The 21,130-nt window shown below is 39.8% G+C and carries 17 protein-coding genes; 15 read left to right on the forward strand and 2 right to left on the reverse strand.

Annotated elements, in window-relative coordinates:
• Window positions 1-22: 22 nt before the first annotated feature.
• The gene (locus ACTQX6_RS04075) at window positions 23-1,474 is read right to left on the reverse strand and encodes an arylsulfatase (RefSeq protein ID WP_117446861.1); all 1,452 of its coding nucleotides are present in this window, start codon (window positions 1,472-1,474) and stop codon (window positions 23-25) included.
• A 181-nt stretch (window positions 1,475-1,655) separates the two neighbouring features.
• Between ACTQX6_RS04075 and ACTQX6_RS04080 the strand changes: the two genes are divergently transcribed.
• The 11 genes from ACTQX6_RS04080 to ACTQX6_RS04130 all read left to right on the forward strand — a co-directional run bounded on the left by ACTQX6_RS04080 (window position 1,656) and on the right by ACTQX6_RS04130 (window position 15,757).
• Window positions 1,656-3,005, forward strand: a complete 1,350-nt coding sequence (locus ACTQX6_RS04080; protein WP_117446860.1) for a carbohydrate ABC transporter substrate-binding protein — start codon at window positions 1,656-1,658, stop codon at window positions 3,003-3,005.
• Window positions 3,006-3,081: 76 nt separating this feature from the next.
• Window positions 3,082-3,963 (forward strand): carbohydrate ABC transporter permease, encoded by an 882-nt coding sequence (locus ACTQX6_RS04085; RefSeq protein WP_117446859.1) that lies wholly within the window; start codon window positions 3,082-3,084, stop codon window positions 3,961-3,963.
• Window positions 3,964-3,974: 11 nt separating this feature from the next.
• Window positions 3,975-4,850, forward strand: a complete 876-nt coding sequence (locus ACTQX6_RS04090; RefSeq protein WP_117446858.1) for a carbohydrate ABC transporter permease — start codon at window positions 3,975-3,977, stop codon at window positions 4,848-4,850.
• Between the two features lie 16 nt (window positions 4,851-4,866).
• Window positions 4,867-5,040, forward strand: coding sequence for a DUF6903 family protein (locus ACTQX6_RS04095; protein WP_168964504.1), 174 nt, complete (start codon window positions 4,867-4,869; stop codon window positions 5,038-5,040).
• Between the two features lie 12 nt (window positions 5,041-5,052).
• Window positions 5,053-6,144 carry an ABC transporter ATP-binding protein gene (locus ACTQX6_RS04100; protein ID WP_117446857.1) on the forward strand — a complete coding sequence of 364 codons (1,092 nt, stop codon included), beginning with the start codon at window positions 5,053-5,055 and terminating at the stop codon, window positions 6,142-6,144.
• An 11-nt stretch (window positions 6,145-6,155) separates the two neighbouring features.
• Window positions 6,156-7,640 carry a UDP-glucose--hexose-1-phosphate uridylyltransferase gene (locus tag ACTQX6_RS04105; RefSeq protein ID WP_294686924.1) on the forward strand — a complete coding sequence of 495 codons (1,485 nt, stop codon included), beginning with the start codon at window positions 6,156-6,158 and terminating at the stop codon, window positions 7,638-7,640.
• Entirely contained in the window at window positions 7,637-9,781 is a 2,145-nt protein-coding gene (gnpA, locus tag ACTQX6_RS04110; RefSeq protein WP_117446855.1) for a 1,3-beta-galactosyl-N-acetylhexosamine phosphorylase, read from the forward strand. Before ACTQX6_RS04105 ends, gnpA begins: the two co-directional genes overlap by 4 nt.
• Window positions 9,782-10,368: 587 nt before the next feature.
• Window positions 10,369-11,664, forward strand: a complete 1,296-nt coding sequence (ltrA, locus tag ACTQX6_RS04115; protein ID WP_320870183.1) for a group II intron reverse transcriptase/maturase — start codon at window positions 10,369-10,371, stop codon at window positions 11,662-11,664.
• Between the two features lie 134 nt (window positions 11,665-11,798).
• Window positions 11,799-12,878: a radical SAM/SPASM domain-containing protein gene (locus ACTQX6_RS04120; RefSeq protein ID WP_294686919.1), complete on the forward strand. Its 1,080-nt coding sequence runs from the start codon at window positions 11,799-11,801 to the stop codon at window positions 12,876-12,878.
• Between the two features lie 315 nt (window positions 12,879-13,193).
• Complete coding sequence (locus ACTQX6_RS04125; RefSeq protein ID WP_294686918.1) at window positions 13,194-14,690, forward strand: RNA-binding domain-containing protein; 1,497 nt, start codon at window positions 13,194-13,196, stop codon at window positions 14,688-14,690.
• A gap of 32 nt (window positions 14,691-14,722) precedes the next feature.
• Window positions 14,723-15,757 carry a M42 family metallopeptidase gene (locus ACTQX6_RS04130; RefSeq protein WP_272005436.1) on the forward strand — a complete coding sequence of 345 codons (1,035 nt, stop codon included), beginning with the start codon at window positions 14,723-14,725 and terminating at the stop codon, window positions 15,755-15,757.
• A 35-nt stretch (window positions 15,758-15,792) separates the two neighbouring features.
• On the opposite strand, the gene ACTQX6_RS04135 is transcribed toward ACTQX6_RS04130, so the two are convergent.
• A complete protein-coding gene (locus tag ACTQX6_RS04135) occupies window positions 15,793-16,998 on the reverse strand; it encodes an acetyl-CoA C-acetyltransferase (RefSeq protein ID WP_294686915.1) in 1,206 nt (401 codons plus the stop codon).
• A 272-nt stretch (window positions 16,999-17,270) separates the two neighbouring features.
• Between ACTQX6_RS04135 and ACTQX6_RS04140 the strand changes: the two genes are divergently transcribed.
• Genes ACTQX6_RS04140 through ACTQX6_RS04155 form a run of 4 tightly spaced genes read left to right on the forward strand, consistent with a single transcriptional unit; the run spans window position 17,271 to window position 21,113 of the window.
• Complete coding sequence (locus tag ACTQX6_RS04140) at window positions 17,271-18,410, forward strand: acyl-CoA dehydrogenase (protein ID WP_294686913.1); 1,140 nt, start codon at window positions 17,271-17,273, stop codon at window positions 18,408-18,410.
• A 17-nt stretch (window positions 18,411-18,427) separates the two neighbouring features.
• Entirely contained in the window at window positions 18,428-19,219 is a 792-nt protein-coding gene (locus ACTQX6_RS04145) for an electron transfer flavoprotein subunit beta/FixA family protein (protein ID WP_022789024.1), read from the forward strand.
• Between the two features lie 15 nt (window positions 19,220-19,234).
• Entirely contained in the window at window positions 19,235-20,263 is a 1,029-nt protein-coding gene (locus tag ACTQX6_RS04150; RefSeq protein WP_294686912.1) for an electron transfer flavoprotein subunit alpha/FixB family protein, read from the forward strand.
• A 13-nt stretch (window positions 20,264-20,276) separates the two neighbouring features.
• Window positions 20,277-21,113: a 3-hydroxyacyl-CoA dehydrogenase family protein gene (locus ACTQX6_RS04155; protein WP_022789026.1), complete on the forward strand. Its 837-nt coding sequence runs from the start codon at window positions 20,277-20,279 to the stop codon at window positions 21,111-21,113.
• Window positions 21,114-21,130: the final 17 nt, after the last annotated feature.

A 21,130-nucleotide genomic window follows, 5' to 3' on the forward strand; every position in this document is an offset into this window, starting at 1 on the left:
CGGACAAATTTTTGCCTCTTGACTAGTTTTTATAGGGAATCATGGTTCTTGGTTCCTTTTTTATATAAAGTTTAGTTCCATCACTATAACCTTCTGGTCGATTTTTTAATTCAAATATTAAATGATTTCTTAACACATTTATTGTTTCTTGATACTTTTTATTTTGTATTAAATTATGACGTTCCCATGGATCGTTTTCTAAATCAAAGAATTGTTCTATTCCGGTTTGGGAATACCATATATATTTATATTGTTTAGTGACAATATAGTGGTTGGATAAATTGGAATGAAAACTATGTTCACCATGGAGATAATCCCGTATGAAATTAGTCTTTTGTTCTAATAATGGTTTTAAAGAGATTCCATCCACAGTATTTGGAATGGAAATTCCACAAAAATCAAGTAAAGTAGGCATGACATCCCGTAATTCAACGACTTCTTTAAATGTATTGGATGGAATGGATGTGATATTTTTTCCCACACGCATCAAAAACGGAATATGAACACTTCCCTGATAAGGGAAGACTTTTCTCCATAATCCATGATCAAATAGCATTTCACCATGATCACTGACAAAGCATACGATCGTATCTTCTAAGATGCCATCTTCCTGCAAAGCCAATAGGATCCTTCCAATCTGATGGTCAACATGGGTGATGGAGGCATAGTAGCCGGCCATCGCATCATGCTGCAGGTTAGGATCATCGGTTCCATAGATTGAGTCATATTGAAACTTATGCGTTTTGGTACGTTCTTTGTCATCCCAATCACCTTGTGCCGGTTTTCTTAGATCTTTATCTTTATACATGTCAAAATAGGACTGTGGTGGATCTAAGGGTTGATGAGGACGTACAAACGAAGACATCAAAAAGAAAGGCTTGGTTCGATCTCTTGTCTGGATAAAGCGAATACTTTGATCGGCAACCCAGTTTGTCGGATGGAGTCTTTCTTCATAGATCCATGGATGAGTAACCCAGGAATTACACTCCGGTCCACTGGATGTGACATCGCTGAAGCGATTTGTCTGGTTTTGCAGATCGAAAAGATAATCATCATGAACGCTTTGATGCATCCAGTAGGGTGCGTTATTATCTCTGTAACATGCCAAATAACCATCATGAAGCTTTAAGCTTTGAAAACCACAGGATAGGCGTGGGGGATGAACATGCATCTTTCCAATGCACTGGGTCTGATAATTGGCATTGGAAAACTCTTCAGCCATATAGTGCGTATAATCCCAATCGACATTATCCTGATAGCCGACACGTCCATGTCCTTCCTGACTTCGTCCGGTTAATAGAGCCGCACGGGCGGGAATACAACTGGGTGTTGCGCTGTATGCATTTTCAAAGACCACACCCTGATGTCCAATAGAATCTAGAAAAGGTGTTTTAACATCGGGGTGATCTTGTATGGAAAGGCAGTCACCGCGAAACTGATCACACATCAATAAAAGTATATTAGGTTGACGCATAAAAAATCTCCTTTTTTACTAAAAGAAGTGTAGCACAGAATAATGTGAAAATTTCGAAATTTTGAGGTGTATTTATCAAAAAGCAATATTTCTAAAATCGAAAACAAGAATCGCATAGAAAAAGCGCTTACATTTTTGTACACTTTAAGTAGTTAAAAGCTATGTTCAAAGGAGGATTATAATGAACAAATTAATGAGAGCCGGAGCTTTGGCTCTGGCAATGGCTACAATGGTTACTGGATGTAGCTCAGGAAGCACGGATTCGGGCGAAAAAGAAGTGCCAACAAATGATGATGGACAACGAATTCTAGCTTTTGATGCTTTTGAAGGTGGTAATGGTACAGAGTTCCTGGAAGAAGCTGCCGCAGCATTTGAAGAAGCCAACCCGGAAGTTGACGTACAGATCCGATTCAGTAAAGAAATCGATCAGGAAATGCAGAAAGACAATGCATCCGGAAAATACGCTGACTTGGTTTACTACAACCTGGGACAGGCTTCCAATTATACAGAGTCAATGCTGAATAACGGAAACGTTTTGGACATCAGTGATGTTATGGAAGAAGTTGCTGATGAAATCGATACTTCTATCACAGAACCTACTTCTGATTACTTCGGTGATGGAAAAGCATATCTGGCTCCAATCATGTACACACCTGCTGGATTATACTACAACAAAGCTGAATTATCCGAAGATCAGCTTCCTAAGACTTGGGATGAAATGTGGGCTTTAGGTGATCAGGTACATAGTGAAAACCCTGACAAATACTTATTCACATACCCAATCAAAGGATACTTCGATAATACGGTATTAGGTATGCTGTATCAGGCTGGTGGAGAAGAATACTTCCAGAATGCTTTGAAATATGGTGAAGGTACTTGGGATTCTGATGAAGGTAAGAAAGTTCTGGAAACTTTAGCTACCTTGGTAGGACCTAACTACTTAGAAAAAGATACAGTTGCCAACGCTAACGTTGATGGTGGTTTCACTAAGAACCAGCAGTCTATGATCGATGGTAAAGCCGTATTTATGCCAAATGGTTCCTGGATCATCGGTGAAATGGCTGAAACTACACCGGAAGGCTTCTCTTGGGGTGTAATGCCACTGCCTGCTTTTGAAGAAGGTGGAGAACGCGTTGTTACAACAATGACGGAACAAGTATGGATCCCTGCTGAAGCTGCTAACGTAGATGATGCAAAAGAATTCATCAAATTCTTGTATTCTGAAGATGCAGCTAAGATCTTTGCTTCTCACAACATTGTTTCACCAAGAAAAGATTCTGCTAGCTTGTTAGCTGACGAACAGTTAAAAGGTCTGTTTGATGTTTACAATCAGGAAGGCGTAAAAGCTGTTTCCGGTACATATGCTGCATACGATGCTACCGCTGTACCAGATGTTGACTTCAAGGGTACGATCTATGGACCGATTGAAGAAATCGCCAGTGGTAAAGAAGGTGTATCTGTTGATACATGGCAAGAATCACTGACTGAGCTTTGGACAACATTACGTGAAAATCCATTAGCAAAAGAATAAGAAACGCAGTGATATTTACAAAAAGCGGTGATTCTTCACCGCTTTCTTACTACTTAAAAGAGAGAGGTTGGACATTATGACAAAAAAGAAATCACAGCGCCGCTTTGTCATCGCCTGTCTGGCACCTGCCCTAATTCTGGTTACACTGTTTATTGTAATACCAACGGTTCAGGTATTCCGTTACTCACTGTATCAGAAAGCTGGATTTGTCGGCGGGGAGACGTTTATCGGCCTCAAGAATTTCCAAACTTTGTTTAAAGATGATATCTTTCTGCAATCCATACAGAATCAGATACTCATCATTGTGATCGTAACGATGTTTACGATCGTTCTGGCGATCTTGTTTGCGACATTATTAACACGTGAAAACTTCAAAGGAAAGAATTTCTTCCGTGTTATATTCTATATTCCAAACATTTTGAATATCGTTATCATCGCCGGTATTTTCTCAGCCATCTATGCACCAAGCAATGGTTTATTGAATAGTTTCTTATCCACGATCGGACTTGACAGCTTATGCCGTCAGTGGATGGGAGATCCGGAGATTATCATTTTCTCCATTATCGGAGCTTTGGTTTGGCAGGCTATCGGCTATTACATGGTTATGTACATGGCCAGTATGACTTCCATTCCGGAAAACTTGTATGAAGCGGCTTCTTTGGAAGGTGCCGGAAAACTAAAACAGTTCTTCATGATCACACTGCCGTTGATTTGGGATAACATTCGTCAGACTTTGACATTCTTCGTTATTTCAACGATCAACTTAAGCTTCCTGTTTGTGCAGGTCAATACCGATGGACAGTTTGGTACGCAGGTTATGTTGAACTACATGTACTCAAAAGCCTTCTCCGGAAACCTGGGATATGGTATGGCCATTGGTGTAATTACCTTTATCCTGGCGTTTGCGATGGCAGGTGCATTGAATAAGGTCACAAAACGTGATCCATTACAGTATTAGGAGGTGCCTCGATGAAAAAACTTAAGAACTTATCACCACATTCCTGGTACAAGATCTTTGTATATTTTGCCATGATCGTCTTTGCGGTAACGATCATTATTCCGATTCTTTGGGTATTTTTGGCAAGTTTGAAAACACAGTTGGAATTAAATGCCGACAACCCATGGGCCTTACCGGCTGTACTACAGTGGTCAAACTATGTGACGGCATTTGAAAAGGCCAGAATGGGCGATTATCTGTTAAATACGGTCATCGTTGTAGCTATGGCATTGGCAATCTTACTGGTAGTCGCATTGCCGTGTTCTTATGTACTGGCTCGTTTCAACTTCAAGGGAAAGAAATTTATGAATCTCTTGTTTATGGCCGGATTGTTCATCAATATGAACTATATCGTATTGCCGATCTATATGATGTTGTTTAACTTTGATAACATGCTTGGATTGACTAACTTTTTGATAGACAACAAGTTAGTACTTGCGATTGTTTATGCATCGACAAGTCTTCCATTTACAGTTTACTTGTTGACAGGTTACTTCCAGACGTTGCCAAAAGCTTATGAAGAAGCTGCATTGATAGATGGATGTGGCTATTTTAAGACCATGACAAAGATCATGATCCCAATGGCAAGACCAAGTATCATTACTGTTATTTTGTTCCAGTTTTTAGCTTACTGGAATGAATATATCGTTGCCTTTACATTGTTGCAGACAGATCATGCGACTTTATCTGTCGGATTACGTAATCTGATGCAGGCACAGCGTTCAGCAGCTCAATACGGTGTCATGTATGCCGGATTGGTGATTGCGATGGTTCCTACATTGATTTTGTATATCATCGTTCAAAAGAAGTTGACACAAGGTATGAGCCTTGGTGGTTTAAAAGACTAATTGAAGGAGGATGCATATGCAAAACAGCAATATCATTAAAACAATTTTGTCTTTGATTGCCTTTATTGTTTGTGTTGCATTGGTAGTCATCGGACAAAAAACGATAGGAATCCCAAATTTGATGATGGAGATCGTCGGTGTCATTGGTATTATGATCCTGATCTATCTCTACAATCGAAAGTATCAGTAGGAGGAAAGTAATATGGCAGAATTGTCTTTAAGACATATAGATAAAGTCTATGATAACAATGTACAAGCTGTCTTTGATTTTAATCTGGAGATCAAAGACAAAGAATTTATCGTATTTGTAGGACCATCCGGATGTGGAAAATCAACGACACTTCGTATGATTGCCGGTTTGGAAGATATCACCGCCGGAGAGTTCTATATCGATGGAAAACTGATGAACGATGTTGAACCCAAAAACCGTGACATCGCCATGGTATTCCAGTCCTATGCGCTATATCCGCATATGAGCGTATATGACAATATGGCATTTGGCTTGCAGCTTAGAAAAACACCAAAGGATGAAATCGATAAACGTGTAAAAGAAGCGGCTCGTATCTTGGAAATTACCGATTATTTAGATCGTAAACCAAAGGCATTGTCCGGTGGACAAAGACAGCGTGTTGCCTTAGGTCGTGCCATTGTGCGTAATGCCAAGGTGTTCTTAATGGATGAGCCATTAAGTAACCTGGATGCCAAGCTGCGTGTTCAGATGCGTAGTGAGATCATCAAGCTGCATGAGCGTATCGGTGCAACGTCGATTTATGTTACACATGACCAGACCGAAGCCATGACCATGGCCGATCGTATCGTTGTCATGAAAGCCGGCTATATCCAGCAGATCGGTACACCAAAGGAAATCTACAACAATCCGGCCAATATGTTTGTGGCAGGCTTCTTAGGAGCACCGGCAACAAACTTCATTCATGGAACGTATGCCGATGGCATCTTTACAGCCGGAGATCACAAGATTCAGGTACCGGATATGTTCCAGGATAAGATGAAAGCGTATAACGGCAAAAAAGTCATCATGGGTATTCGTCCGGAAGATATGCATGCCGAGGGTATCGTCGCCCAGACATATCCAAGTGCCCGTTTTACCTTCCACATTGACGTAGCCGAATTATTAGGTCATGAATACATCCTGCATGGAACTTATAACGGAGAAGCCATGAGTGCAAAGATTGCATCTCGTCTGGAGGCCAAAGGACATGAGGATTTGGATCTGACCATGGATCTTAGCAAGATTCATTTCTTCGATCCGGAAACAGAAAATCGTATCGTATAAAAGGGATACGTATGGAAGCAATCATTGAAACTTTGCTGGAATATGCGATCGAGCAGCATTTGATGGAACCAACCGATCGAATCTATGCCCGTAATCGCATTCTGGCCTGTTTAAAAGAAGAAGATTATACACCAACGGATCAAAGGGTATCCTATCACTATGTCAGTGAATTGCTGCAGATGCTTTGTGATATTGCGGTTAAAAAGGGAATCTTGGAAGATACTTTGCGAAATCGCGATGCGTTTGATTCTCAGCTTATGAATTGTTTCATGCCGCGACCTTCCGAAATGATTCATACGTTTGAGACGAAAAAAAATAATTCTCCTATACTAGCAACCAATTATTTCTATCATACCAGCATCGCCAGTAACTATATTCGCAAGGACCGAATCGATAAGAATGTTTCCTATAAAGTGAATACGGAGTACGGCATCATGGATATAACGATCAATTTATCCAAGCCGGAAAAGGATCCCAGAGATATCGCCAAAGCATCAAAAAGTGTATCAACAAGCTATCCATCGTGTGTGCTTTGTAAGGAATGTGAAGGATATTACGGAAGTTTACGATGTGATGGTCGCAGCAACCATCGCATCATCCCTTTGAAATTAAATGGAGAAGACTGGTTCTTCCAGTATTCTCCATATGTTTACTACAATGAACACTGTATTGTGTTAAAGGGTGAACATGTACCTATGAAAACATGTCGAAAAACCTTTATTCGACTGCTGGAATTCGTCGAACAGTTTCCACATTATTTCTTAGGTTCCAATGCCGACCTTCCAATCGTGGGAGGATCGATCCTGTCCCATGATCATTTTCAGGGTGGGAATTATGAATTTGCCATGGCCAATGCGAAAGTCGTTCAAAGCTTTCAGCTGACAGAGGATGTAAGAGCCGATCGTCTGTTCTGGCCATTAAGCGTATTGCGCTTATCATCGGTGCAAAAGGAGACACTGATCGATGTAGCGGATACTATACTGCAAGTATGGCGGCAGTATGATGATCCAGCTGTTGAAGTTTATGCCAAAACAGATGGACAGATGCACAATACCATTACCAGTATTGCGCGTTATCGAAACAATCGATATGAACTGGATCTTGTATTTAGAAATAATCGGACAAGCAAGGAACACCCAATGGGGATATTTCATCCTCATGAAAAAGTACATCATATCAAAAAAGAAAACATTGGTCTGATCGAAGTGATGGGACTTGCAGTATTGCCGGCCCGTTTAAAAACGGAAATGCAGGCAATGAAGGATTATTTATTAGATGGTACCTGTTCAGATCTTTTAGATTCACATTTAGAATGGCTGCAGAATCTTCAACAATCCATGACCTGGACAAAAGAAAACGTGGAAGAACAGCTGCAGGAAGAAGTCGCCAGGGTCTTTGTGGAAGGACTAAGACATTGCGGCATCTATTCTTTTGATGAAAAAGGAGATATTGCGTTTCAAAAATTGATTGACACAATAGAAGGGACATTAACATGATTAAACAAGGAAGAGTGACTGTACCAACGGATATCGATGTCATAGATGATACGATCGATATCATTCATCGCTGGAAGGCGGATGCGATTCGCGATTGCGATGGAACGGATATGCCAAAAGAACTACGTTCCATGGATATCAAACAATATGCGACTTACTATACAACACGTAAAGATAACACATGGGCTAAGGCAAATCCGGAAGAAATTCAACAAATGTATCTGATGTCTGATTTTGTAACGGCCAAAGAGACTGAATGTAAGATTCAGATCATGAAGCATTTCTATAAGGATCAGCTGAAACCCAACACGATCGATGATATTCACCTATGGTGGGAAGTCATTGATCGTACAACGGATACCGTAGTGACAAACTGGGATTACGATGAAGAAAATCGCGAAGTGATCATTCATGATGCGATTCCTTATCATGCCTATACAGTAAGCTTTCTGGCGTTTGTCATCTGGGATCCGGTTCACATGTACAATTCATTGACAAATGACTGGCAGGATGAAGAACATCAGATGACCTTTGATGTGCGTCAGCCAAAGACACAAAAGTATGTACTGGAAAAATTCAGAAAGTTTTGTCAGGAACGCGATGATGTAAACGTTGTTCGTTTTACGACATTCTTTCATCAGTTCACATTACAGTTTGACGAACAGGCCAGAGAAAAATACGTTGACTGGTTTGGCTACAGCGCTTCGGTTTCTCCATACATCTTAAAACATTTTGAAGAAGAAGTGGGTTATAAGTTCAGACCAGAATACATTATCAATAAAGGCTTCAACAATTCTACTTTCTGTGTACCGACCAAAGAATATCGCGATTTTATGGATTTCCAACAAAGAGAAGTCTGTAAGCTTGCTAAAAAGTTTGTCGATATCTGCCATGAATATGGTAAAGAAGCCATGATGTTCTTAGGCGATCACTGGATTGGTACTGAACCATTCGGTAAGTATTTTGAATCCATTGGTTTAGATGCTGTGGTTGGTTCGGTAGGTTCCGGAACAACACTTCGTCTAATTTCTGATATCAAAGGTGTGAAATATACCGAAGGAAGATTTTTGCCATACTTCTTCCCGGATACTTTCCATGAAGGTGGCGATCCTTTAAAGGAAGCCAAGATCAACTGGGTGACTGCCCGTCGTGCCATTTTAAGAAGTCCGGTCGATCGTATCGGATATGGCGGTTATTTAAAACTGGCTTTAAAATTCCCGGAATTTATTGACTACATCGAAAAAGTCTGTGATGAATTCCGTGAGTTATATTCTCATGTCAACCAGCAAAAACCATATACACTTATGAAGGTTGGTGTATTGAACAGCTGGGGTGAACTTCGTCGCTGGGGAACACATCTGGTACACCATGCGATCTGGTATAAACAGATTTATTCGTTTACCGGTGTTATGGAAGCTTTGAGCGGATACCCGTTTGATGTGCGTTTTATCAGTTTTGATGAAGTGCGTAACGATCCATCGGTATTAAATGATATTGATGTCTTGTTGAATGTAGGTGCTGCTTATACAAGCTTTAGCGGTGGTGAAGAATTTGATGAAACCGTGATTGCCGCTTTACGTAAATATGTCGATAACGGTGGCGGTTTCATTGGTGTCGGCGAACCAACAGCCTGTGCCAAGAATGGTAAATTCTTTACACTATACGATGTATTAGGTGTGGATAAAGAGTTAGGATTTACGATGCATACCGATAAGTATAACTGGGATACGCATGAACACTTTATCACCGAACAGTTAGAACATGAGGACTGGGGTGAATGTGTCAATAACGTGTATGCTTTACCGGGCACAATGATCCTGAGGGAAAAAGATTTTCATGTAAATTTGGCTGTGAATGAATATGGTAAAGGACGTTCCGTTTATATGAACGGTCTTCCATTCAGCTTTGAAAATACACGTCTATTATATCGTGCGATCTTCTTTGCGGCACATAAAGAAAATGACATGAAGAAATGGTACAGTGACAACTATAATTTAGATGTCAATGTTTATCCATCGACCAACAGTTTCTGCGTTGTCAACAATACGTATGAACCACAAAAATCAACGATTTATAAAGGTGACGGTTCCTCCTTTGAGGTTGAACTGGATGCCTGTGCAATTCAGTGGTTTGATATTTAGACTGGAAGGATTCTTCGTAAGAGGGATCCTTTTTTTGGTGTGCCGGGCATGGCATGCATTCAGCTGGAGTTAAACCAGCCGCGTATGGAATCTACCGCTGAAGCGTAGTGAACCACAAGTCGTTGACAGTGATGTCAAGGATGAAGGAAGTGGTGTAGCGATTCTTTCGAGCGTACGAACAGAAACCGGATACAAGGCTAAATGGTGGATGAGGTTGCCGTACAAACCGAAGTCCAAAAGGGTAGACGTATTAAAACCAAGACAGTAAATCCGGACGTTGTGAAAGAAGTAGGATGACATGAATTACCCCGGGAGATCTTGTGGAAGATGAAATCCAATATCTTTAAAAACAGTGATGGTACCATCGGTCGAAAAAGGTTTATCACAAGAAGTCAGCTGAGGTCATAGTAGGTAGAAACACCGCTACTGAAGGGCCTAATGTTTATATGGTGCTAATCACCATACGCAATACTCAGACAGTTCGAATTTGAGGAACGTTTCATAAGTGGAGAGTCGTAAACTTCACGGAAGCGGGAGACGATGGAATGGTTCTGAAAGTATCTACAAATGGAAGGAGAAGCAGCGACATGAAATTAATCGAAGTGATTCTACAGGATGAAAATCTTGAGGAGGCTATGAAAAGAGTCAAGAGTAATAAAGGTGTTGCCGGAGTCGATCAGATGACGGTAGATGAAATGGATGAGTATTTTCGTATCCATAGGGAAACCATAAAGAAACAGATTATGGAGAAGAAATATAGGCCCCAACCTGTCAGACGAGTATATATACCTAAATCAAACGGCAAGAAAAGACCGCTTGGTATTCCTACAGTAGTAGACAGAGTGATTCAACAGGCTATCGCACAAGTATTATCAAAAATCTATGATAACACGTTTAGTGACAATAGTTTTGGATTCCGTCCGCACAGAAGTGCACAGGATGCCACTATACGTACACTTGATTACTTAAATGAAGGGTATGAATGGGTTGTTGATTTAGATATCGAAGCCTACTTTGATACGGTGAATCATGATAAATTAATTTCAATTCTTAGAGAGCGTGTATTTGATTCGGCAACCTTACATCTTATCCGTAAATTTCTGCAGGCAGGAATTATGGAAAAAGGACTCGTTAAGCCAAACGCGATCGGAATGCCACAGGGCGGACCACTGAGTCCGATTCTTTCAAACATTTATCTTGATAAATTTGATAAGGAATTGGAACAGAGAGGATTGCACTTTGTACGGTATGCGGATGACAGTAATATCTTTGTGAAAAGTGAAATGGCAGCCAACAGAGTGATGAAGTCCGTCACATCCTGGTTGGAGAGAAAACTGTTCCTGAAGGTCAGTGCCACGAAAACAAAAGTGGTAAGACCAACGAACAGTAACTTTTTAGGTTTTACCTATTGGAAAGGTTCTTCCAAGTGGGAGTGCAGACCATCCAACAAGAGTAAGAGAAACCTATACGACAAGTGCCGTAAGGAGCTCATACGGAAAAGGTGTATAGCACGGACCAATGCGAGAACATTTACACGAATCAATCAAATTGTAAGAGGATGGATAAACTATTTCCGAATTGGAAGGATGAAAAGTTTCATGGACGAGTTTGGGCAATGGCTCAGACATAAAATACGGGTGATTCTTTTCAAGCAATGGAAGGAACCAGTACGTATTTATAAGAACCTACAGAAACTGAAAGTATTCGTTAAAGCGAAGAATATAACAGATGAGGACATCTATGCCACAGCGAATACACGATTAGGACTATATAGACAAGCGGGAATGAAAACCGCAAATTATCTAATAACACCTTATGTACTTGGTATCAGAAACGGGGACCGACCCGGTTTGGTCAATCCCCTTGAATACTATCTAAGATAAGTCGTACATCAACATATAAATGTAGCGCCGTATACGAGACCCGTACGTACGGTGCAATGAGAGGGGCGAAGATTAATTTCTTCCCTCTACTCTATCGTTTTGAGAATTTTGTATAGATTTGATAAACTAGAAATATGAATTCAATCAGTTTTTTAATCAAACCGGCTTCTTCTTTATGTAATATGGACTGTCGTTATTGTTTCTATAAAGATGTGGTCGATCATCGAGAAATCCCTTCGTATAACATCATGCGAGAAGATACGATGCAAGCATTGATCAAACAGGCACTTGGCTTGTATCAAGACATAACATTTGCGTTTCAGGGTGGAGAACCAACACTGGCCGGTCTTTCTTTTTATCGTGCTTTTATTGCATATGTCAATCAGTATAAGACAAATCAAAGCATACACTATGCGATACAGACAAATGGTCTTTCGATTAACGATGAATGGTGTGCTTTCTTTAAAGAGAATCATTTTCTTGTCGGTATTTCTTTAGATGGATATAAAGACAATCATGACTTTTTACGATTGGATGGAAAAGGGAATCCAACCTATACAAAAGTCATACAGGCAATGAATCGATTAAAGAAATATGACGTTGAGGTAAATGTTTTGATTGTTTTAACTTCATATTTGGCAAAACATCCGCAAAAACTGTTTCAATGGATCTTAAAACATCAGCTTCATTATGTACAGTTCATTCCCTGCCTGCCACCGTTGCAGGGTACAACACGATATGCTTTAACCCCTAAACTATTTGCTTCGTTTTATAAGACTTTTTTTAATGACTGGTTTGAAGAAGTACAAAAAGGAAACTATATCAGTATCACCTTATTTGATAATTTGATTCTTTTGTTTCAACGTCGCAGACCACAATCGTGTGGTATGTGCGGAAACTGCAGCTTTCAATCGGTTATCGAAGCAAATGGGAATGTGTACCCCTGTGATTTTTATGCCTTAGATGAATATCTTTGTGGAAATATAAAGACGGACGATTTAAACAACATAATCAAAAGTGATGGAGCCAAGGCTTTTTTTAACAGTCCAAAACGTACTAGCAGAGCTTGTCTCAACTGTCCGTTTGAATCAATTTGTCATCAAAATTGTAAACGATTGAACATCACCTATTTTGATGAAAATTATTGTGGCTACAAAGACTTTTTAGAGCATGCGGTCAGTCGTTTAGAATTTCTGGCCAGAAAGTTTTATTAATGGAAAAGGAAGACACATATGAATACAATTTCAATTGGAATTTTAGATCTTTAAAAATTTTACGAAACCAATAACATTTATATTGTATAAGTAAGGACTTAGTAAGATGTATTTGATACGATACTATAAATTCAATCGAAAGTGATGATAAAAGTAGTCAACAGGTTGGTTTGTGAAATCTTAAAACATTTATATGTGATATTTATATTTGTTTGATGGATACAAATTTTTGAAAGAGAAGAGTAGTTCATTTACTCAAAAAATGGTGTAGAAAAATAAAGGTTAGACAAAAATAGGCAGGAAGGATGTGATGGAATGGCAATACCGACAAATATCAAGACATTATTATCTGGAGAGGTAGTAGAATGGGCAAGAATTGAATTCAAACAAACTTGGGATGCAGCTACTTCTTTAAAAACGATTTGTGCCTTTGCCAATGATTTGGATAACTGGGGTGGCGGATATATTGTCATTGGAGTTGAAGAAAAAGATGGTCGTCCTGTTTATCCGCTAAAAGGAGTTCCCAGTGAGAAATTAGATTCGTATCAGAAGAATATATTTTCAAAATGTAAGTTAATTCGACCAGCTTATACACCCATTATTGGTGTAGAAACGTATCAGAATAAACAATTTATTGTGATCTGGTGTCCTGGAGGAGATAATAGACCGTATTCTTCTCCTAAAACTATGGCAAAAGATCATAAAGAACATATTCACTATATCCGTAAGGCATCCAATACAGTGGAACCATCAGATAATGAAGAAAAAGATTTATTTACATTGGCTAATCGTGTTCCATTTGATGATCGAGTAAATCATCAGGCTGATATATCGGATTTAAATATTACTTTAATTCAAAATTATCTAAAAGAAGTGAAAAGTTCGTTGTATGAGAAATCCAAAAATGGTGATTTTATAGAAGTTTGTCATGATATGAATATCATCAGCAATCTTCCTGAATATGTAAAACCTAAAAATGTCGGTTTAATGTTTTTTAGTATGGAACCAGATAAGTTTTTTCCTTATACGCAAATTGATGTCGTGCAATTTCCTGATGGTTTAGGTGGTAATGATATCATAGAAAATACATTTAAAGGCCCAATTCATCAACAGCTTAGAGCTGCGCTTCAGTTTATAAAAAATATGATTATCACCGAAAAAGTCATCAAGCATCCGGATAGGGCTGAAGCAGATCGTTTCTTTAATTATCCTTTTGCGGCGATTGAAGAAGCTTTATCAAACGCTGTCTATCATCGTGCTTATGATATTAGAGAACCTATTGAAGTACGTGTAGAACGCGATCGTATAGAAATTGTCAGTTTTCCCGGACCAGACAGATCAGTTACACAGGAAGGGTTAAAACATTATCGTGTATCGAATCGTCGATATAGAAATCGAAGAATTGGTGATTTCTTAAAAGAACTTCATCTTACAGAGGGAAGAAATACTGGATTTAAGAAAATCTTGGATGCACTTGAGGCCAATGGTTCACCTAAACCTGAATTTGAAACAGATGAAAATCATAGTTATTTCATATCTAGATTGTTTATACATGAAGGATTTTTGGTAGATGAAAATAAAAGGAGCCAAAAAGGAGCCAAAAAGGAGCCAAAAAAAGGAGCCGATCATAAACAGGAAATTTTGACTTTGTTAGAAAAGAATCCGTCGATGACACAAGTTCAACTTATGGAGGCTTTAGGGCTTTCCAGAAAACAAGTGCAAACGCTAATCAAGGAACTACAAGAAAAACATTTGCTGGTGCGGGAAGGATCTAATCGTAAAGGGCGGTGGATTGTCCAAAAAGTGGTATAATCAAGCAGAAAGTATAGAAGGGATTAAAGATAATGGAGAAAGAATATATATTGAATTTTGCACAAAAACTATTGCAGGTGGATTCACCAACCGGATTTACTATGCATGCGATCGATTTTTTAGAAAAAGAGGCAAAGGCATTAGGTTATGACACAGTTCGAAATCAAAAAGGGAATTTAATGATCAAGGTTGAAGGAAAAGATACAAATCATACCCTGGGATTAAGTGCGCATTGTGATACATTAGGTTTAATGGTACGCTCGATCAAAGATAATGGCTATTTGGCTATTACGCCTATCGGTTCTCCTACATTACCAACCTTGGATTCTGAATATTGTCGTATTTATACGCGTGAAAATAAAGTTTATACCGGAACGATATTATGCCAGGCAGCCAGTAAACATGTGCATCCGGATGCCAGCAGCTTAGAAAGAAAAGCGGATACTTTAGAAGTACGTATTGATGAAATCGTGAAGACAAAAGAGGATGTTTTGAAACTGGGAATTTCAAATGGTGATTTTATCGCCATTGATCCAAAGACAACTGTTACCGAAAGTGGATTTATCAAGTCACGATTCTTAGACGATAAGATCAGTTGTGCCTGCTTGTTTTCGGCTTTGAAAACATTAAAGGATGAAAATATCAAGCCTTCTACAAATCTGATCTTTTTGTTTAGCACGTATGAAGAGGTAGGCCATGGCGCTTCTGCCTTGCCGGATGAGATAGATTCTATGTTGGCAGTCGATATGGGATGTATCGGTTTAGACCTGGCTTGTACAGAATACGATGTCAGCATTTGTGCTAAGGACAGCAGCGGCCCTTATGATTACCAAATGACAAGTGATCTGATTCGCCTGGCTAAAGAAAAACAGTTAAGTTATGCCGTTGATATTTATCCGATGTATGGCAGTGATGTGTCTGCCGCCTTAAAAGGAGGAAATAATATCAAAGGGGCATTGATTGGCCCTGGAGTACAAGCTTCCCATGGTATGGAAAGAACACATTATAAGGCTTTGGAAAATACAGTTGAGTTGATTATGAGCTATATCACAAAGGAAAACGAGTAGGGTATTTGCACTCTACTCGTTTTTTGATTGAATAATTAATCGCACATCTTTACGATAACGGCAGCACCTTGTCCACCACCGATACATAAAGAGGCAAGACCGGTCTTCAAACCACGTTTTTTCATTTCATATAAAAGTGTAACTAAGATACGGTTACCACTGGCTCCAACTGGATGTCCCAAGGCAATGGCACCACCATTGACGTTAGTTTTCTTTAAGAATTCTTCGCGATCCATACCGGTTGCTTCTTCTAATTCATGAATTACACCTAAAGATTGAGCGGCGAAGGCTTCGTTTAACTCAACCAATTCCATGTCATTGATGGAAAGATCAGCATATTTTAAAGCGTTTAAAATAGCTGGGGTAGGACCTAATCCCATTACGCGTGGATCTACACCACCTTGTCCAAAACCAACGATTTCAGCAATTGGTTTTAAATTGTATTTTTTAACGGCATCTTCGCTGGCTACGATCGTAAAGCTGGCTCCATCGTTGATACCAGAAGCATTACCGGCTGTAACTGTCCCATCTTTGGAGAAAGCAGGTTTTAATTTTGCCAGTTTTTCCATACTGGTATGACGTGGATGTTCATCGGTATCAAAAGTGACTTCACCTTTTCTTGTACGATAAGTAATTGGAACGATTTCATCTTTGAAGCGTCCGGATTCGATTGCTGCCAATGCCTTTTCTTGGCTGGTCAGGGCAAATTCATCCTGGGCTTCACGAGAAATGTTATACTTTTTGGCAATGTTATCGGCGGTAACACCCATATGAATTCCATACATGGCGTCCGTTAAACCATCGTGCAGCATAGAGTCGATCAATGTCATGTTTCCGCTTTTTACACCTTTACGAATGGTATATGGAGTTAGGAAAGGGGCGCGAGTCATGGATTCAACACCACCGGCTACATAAAGATCTCCAAAGTTAGCCTGAATGCGAAGGCAGGCTTCCATAACGGCTTTTAAACCAGATCCACATAACATGTTGATAGTCTGGGCGCATACTTCTACCGGTACACCGGCATTAAAGGCCACATGACGGGCGATGTTTTGTCCTAAACCGGCGGCGATAACGTTACCGATCAAAACTTCATCTAAGTTTTTAGGATCAATACCGGCCTGGGCAATGGTTTCCTTGAGGACAGTAGCGCCAAAATCGGCAACATCAACATCGGTCAAAGAACCCATGAAGGTTCCTACAGCACTTCGTTTGGCAGCTACGATATAAGCTTTTCTCATTATTTTATCTTCCTTTCTGCTCGTATAAGAGACTTGTCACGCATAGGATAATCCAATTCAGAGGGGATGTCAACAAACTTGTGAAAAAAATAATAAGTTAATATTACTCGTGAAAAAGTGACTAAAAATAACTTGTTAATTTTTGCACAAACTTATTGACGGAAAGATTATAACTTTGTACAATAAACATGTATGAGAAGTTTTGAAACTTTTTTCATGCTTACGATATCCAAAAGTCGAATGGTTCAAAGAAAGAAAGGAGAACTTCATCTATGGATTTCAATTTAACAGAACAACAAAAAATGATGCAGAAGTTGTTCAGAGAAGTTGCGCAAAACGAAGTTAAAGAAAACGCAGCGGATGTTGACGAAAACGAACGTTTCCCTAAGGAAAGCGTTGAAGTTATGCGTCAGGCAAAAATGTTGGGAATTCCGTATCCACGTGAATATGGTGGTGCCGGAGCTGACTATTTGTCATACATTTTGGCCGTTGAAGAGCTTTCTAAAACTTGTGCAACAACAGGTGTTGTATTAAGTGCCCACACATCTTTAGGTACATGGCCAATCGCTCAGTTTGGTACTAAAGCACAGAAACAGAAATATTTACCGGATCTGTGTACAGGTAAGAAATTAGCAGCCTTTGGTTTGACAGAACCAAATGCCGGTACCGATGCAGCTGGTCAGCAAACTACGGCTGTATTAAAGGGAGATCATTATGTATTGAACGGTACAAAGATCTTTATCACAAATGCCGGAGAAGCTGATGTTTATATTATCTTTGCGATGACAGACAAATCAAAAGGAACACATGGTATTTCTGCTTTTATCGTTGAAAAAGGAATGCCGGGATTCACTTTTGGTCTTCACGAAAAGAAATTGGGAATCCGCGGTTCTGCCACAAGCGAACTGATCTTCAATAATGTAGAGATTCCGGTAGAGAACTTATTAGGAAAAGAAGGACAGGGCTTCAAGATTGCGATGATGACACTGGATGGTGGACGTATCGGTATCGCAGCGCAGGCTTTAGGTATTGCCCAGGGAGCTATCGATGAAGTTGTTCCTTATGTAAAAGCTCGTAAACAGTTCGGTCGTCCGATCTCTAAATTCCAGAATACACAATTCCAGTTAGCCGATATGCAGTGCAAAACTGATGCAGCTCGTCTGTTGGTTTATCGCGCTGCCATGGCAAAAGAAAATGGTGAAAAATATACGGTATTAGCTGCCGAAGCAAAATTATTTGCCGCTGAAGTTGCGATGGAAGTTACAACCAAAGCAATCCAGTTGATGGGTGGATATGGTTATACACGTGATTTACCAGTTGAAAGAATGTTCCGTGATGCAAAGATTACCGAAATCTACGAAGGTACTTCTGAAGTACAGCGTATGGTAATTTCTGGTGCGGTATTACGTTAGAAAGGAATTGTTGAAATATGAAAATTGTCGTTCTAGTAAAACAGGTACCAGATTCTACTGAAATTACAGTAGATAAAAAGACTGGTACATTGGTTCGTGATGGCGTTCCAAGTATCATCAACCCCGATGATCTAGCTGGTTTGGAAGCTGCATTGGAATTAAAAGATGCCAATCCGGATGTAAAAGTAACTGTTGTATCTATGGGTCCTCCGCAGGCAAAAGGCATGCTGCAGGAAACAATCGCCCGTGGAGCAGATGATGCATATTTGATCACTGACCGTCGTTTGGGTGGTGCCGATACTTGTGCTACAAGCCGTACTTTGGCCGCTGCTTTAAAGAAAATCGGATTTGATTTGATCATTGCCGGACGTCAGGCTATCGATGGTGATACAGCTCAGGTTGGTCCACAGACAGCTGAACGTTTAGGATTGCCTCAGATCACATATGTTGATCAGATCATTGAACTGACACCGGAAAAAATTACGGTTAAAAAAGCCCTGGAAGAAGAAGAACAAATCTTAACTTCTAAGATGCCTTGTGTATTAACTACACTATCCGGAATGAACAAACCTCGTTATATGAACTGCGTTGATATCGTAGATTCTTTTGACAAACCGGTAAACATCATGACATTTGATGATTTAGATCTGGATCTTTCCGTTGTTGGTTTAGCTGGTTCTCCAACTAAGGTTCATGCGACATTCACAAAAGAAGTCAGCGCTGAAACAAAAACATATGAACTGTCTGCACAGGAAACTGCAGAATTGATTGCTAAAACATTGAAAGAAAAGCAATTGATCACGAAGTAGGAAGGGGAACACAAAATGGCAAAATTTGAAGGATACAAAGACATTTATGTATTTGTTGAACAGAAAAATGGAACCGTTGCCGAAGTTGGTTACGAATTAATTTCCGAAGCTAGAAAATTAGTTGCCAGCATTCCGGAAATGGGATATCAGGTTGTCGGTGTTCTGTTAGGTTCAAATATTACAGATAAAGCACAGGATGTCATTGCACATGGTGCTGATAAAGTTATCGTTGTTGATGACGAATTATTAAAAGATTACTCTACACAGTTCTATACAGATGCATTAACACAGATCATCAAAGAATTTAAACCAGATTCTTTCTTGACAGGAGCTACTGTATTAGGACGTGATTTGGCTCCACGTGTTGCGGCTCGTATCAATGCCGGTCTTACAGCCGATGCTACTAAGATCGAAATCGATACAGAAAAGGCAAAAGACGGAGAAGCTTTATTGTTGGTAACTCGTCCAACATTTGGTGGAAACTTGTTTGGTACCATCGTTTGTCCGGACACTCGTCCACAGATGGCTACAATTCGACCAAAAGTATTTGATATGGCTCCGGCTGATGCAAGCCGTACAGGAGAAGTTGTATCATTTGCTCCAAAATGGGAAACAACGGAACCAGAAGTTACCATCGATAAAGTTGTAGAAAAAATCGTTGAAGGTGTAGATATCACAAAAGCTAACATTCTTGTTGGTGCCGGACGTGGTGCGGAAGGATGTCTGGATTTGGTAGAAGCCTGTGCTAAAGAATTAGATGGTGTTGTTTGTGCAACTCGTGCCGTAGTAGAAGATGGATACATGGATAAAGCTTTACAGGTTGGTCAGACTGGTAAGACGGTTCGTCCAAGCTTATATATCGCTTGTGGAATTTCCGGAGCCGTTCAGCACGTAGCCGGAATGGAAAAATCCGATATGATCATCGCCATCAACCGTGATCCTCAGGCTGAAATCTTTACGATTGCCAATATGGGATTTGTCGGTGATGTCAACGAAGTATTACCTTTGTTAGTAGAAGAAATCAAAAAAGCAAAAGCTGCTTAAGGAGGAATTCAACATGACATTAAAAGTAGGTGTAGTCGGCGCCGGTACAATGGGACAAGGTATCGCAAATGCGTTTGCGACAGCTGGAAACCAGGTAACTGTAGTCGATGTGAAACTGGAATGGGCACAGAATGGTGTCAACAAGATTTTTGCTTCTAAAGACAAATTAGTCACAAAAGGAAAAATCTCTCAGGAAGCTGCCGATGCTGCCAAAGCAAACCTGAAAGCTGGGGAATATGCTGATCTGGCTGATTCAGATTTGATCGTTGAAGCTGTATTGGAAGTTATGGATGTGAAAAAAGAATTGTTCACAAAATTGGATGAAATCGTAAAAGACGACTGCATCTTCGGTTCTAACACATCTAGCTTAAGCATTACAGAAATTGCCAATGGTATCAAACATCCGGTAATTGGTATGCATTTCTTCAATCCGGCAGATCGTATGAAATTAGTCGAAGTTATCTCTGGTGCTAATACACCGGCTGAAGTAAAAGACAAAGTCATCGAAATCTCTAAGGCAATCGGAAAAACACCGGTTGAAGTCAATGAAGGACCTGGATTTGTCGTAAACCGTATCTTAGTTCCAATGATCAATGAAGCAACTTTCATCCTTCAGGAAGGAATTGCTTCTGCCAGCGACATTGATACAGCAATGCAGTTAGGCGCTAACCATCCAATGGGACCTTTGGCTTTAGGCGATCTGATCGGTTTGGATATCGTTGAAGCAATCATGGACGTTCTGTATCATGAAACAGGAGATTCTAAATACCGTGCCAGCACCTTGTTGAGAAAAATGGTACGTGCCGGTAAATTAGGACGTAAGACTGGAGAAGGTTTCTACAAGTATTAATATTTACTTGAACCGAT

It is taken from the genome of Faecalicoccus sp. LCP19S3_E2, assembly GCF_052121255.1.
In the GTDB taxonomy this organism is placed as follows: domain Bacteria; phylum Bacillota_I; class Bacilli_A; order Erysipelotrichales; family Erysipelotrichaceae; genus Faecalicoccus.

What these genes read in the sequence shown, in the direction of transcription:
- ACTQX6_RS04075 (WP_117446861.1), bottom strand. Translation starts at nt 1,474, where the DNA reads ATGCGTCAACCTAATATACTTTTATTGATGTGTGATCAGTTTCGCGGT.
- ACTQX6_RS04080 (WP_117446860.1), top strand. Translation starts at nt 1,656, where the DNA reads ATGAACAAATTAATGAGAGCCGGAGCTTTGGCTCTGGCAATGGCTACA.
- ACTQX6_RS04085 (WP_117446859.1), top strand. Translation starts at nt 3,082, where the DNA reads ATGACAAAAAAGAAATCACAGCGCCGCTTTGTCATCGCCTGTCTGGCA.
- ACTQX6_RS04090 (WP_117446858.1), top strand. Translation starts at nt 3,975, where the DNA reads ATGAAAAAACTTAAGAACTTATCACCACATTCCTGGTACAAGATCTTT.
- ACTQX6_RS04095 (WP_168964504.1), top strand. Translation starts at nt 4,867, where the DNA reads ATGCAAAACAGCAATATCATTAAAACAATTTTGTCTTTGATTGCCTTT.
- ACTQX6_RS04100 (WP_117446857.1), top strand. Translation starts at nt 5,053, where the DNA reads ATGGCAGAATTGTCTTTAAGACATATAGATAAAGTCTATGATAACAAT.
- ACTQX6_RS04105 (WP_294686924.1), top strand. Translation starts at nt 6,156, where the DNA reads ATGGAAGCAATCATTGAAACTTTGCTGGAATATGCGATCGAGCAGCAT.
- gnpA (WP_117446855.1), top strand. Translation starts at nt 7,637, where the DNA reads ATGATTAAACAAGGAAGAGTGACTGTACCAACGGATATCGATGTCATA.
- ltrA (WP_320870183.1), top strand. Translation starts at nt 10,369, where the DNA reads ATGAAATTAATCGAAGTGATTCTACAGGATGAAAATCTTGAGGAGGCT.
- ACTQX6_RS04120 (WP_294686919.1), top strand. Translation starts at nt 11,799, where the DNA reads ATGAATTCAATCAGTTTTTTAATCAAACCGGCTTCTTCTTTATGTAAT.
- ACTQX6_RS04125 (WP_294686918.1), top strand. Translation starts at nt 13,194, where the DNA reads ATGGCAATACCGACAAATATCAAGACATTATTATCTGGAGAGGTAGTA.
- ACTQX6_RS04130 (WP_272005436.1), top strand. Translation starts at nt 14,723, where the DNA reads ATGGAGAAAGAATATATATTGAATTTTGCACAAAAACTATTGCAGGTG.
- ACTQX6_RS04135 (WP_294686915.1), bottom strand. Translation starts at nt 16,998, where the DNA reads ATGAGAAAAGCTTATATCGTAGCTGCCAAACGAAGTGCTGTAGGAACC.
- ACTQX6_RS04140 (WP_294686913.1), top strand. Translation starts at nt 17,271, where the DNA reads ATGGATTTCAATTTAACAGAACAACAAAAAATGATGCAGAAGTTGTTC.
- ACTQX6_RS04145 (WP_022789024.1), top strand. Translation starts at nt 18,428, where the DNA reads ATGAAAATTGTCGTTCTAGTAAAACAGGTACCAGATTCTACTGAAATT.
- ACTQX6_RS04150 (WP_294686912.1), top strand. Translation starts at nt 19,235, where the DNA reads ATGGCAAAATTTGAAGGATACAAAGACATTTATGTATTTGTTGAACAG.
- ACTQX6_RS04155 (WP_022789026.1), top strand. Translation starts at nt 20,277, where the DNA reads ATGACATTAAAAGTAGGTGTAGTCGGCGCCGGTACAATGGGACAAGGT.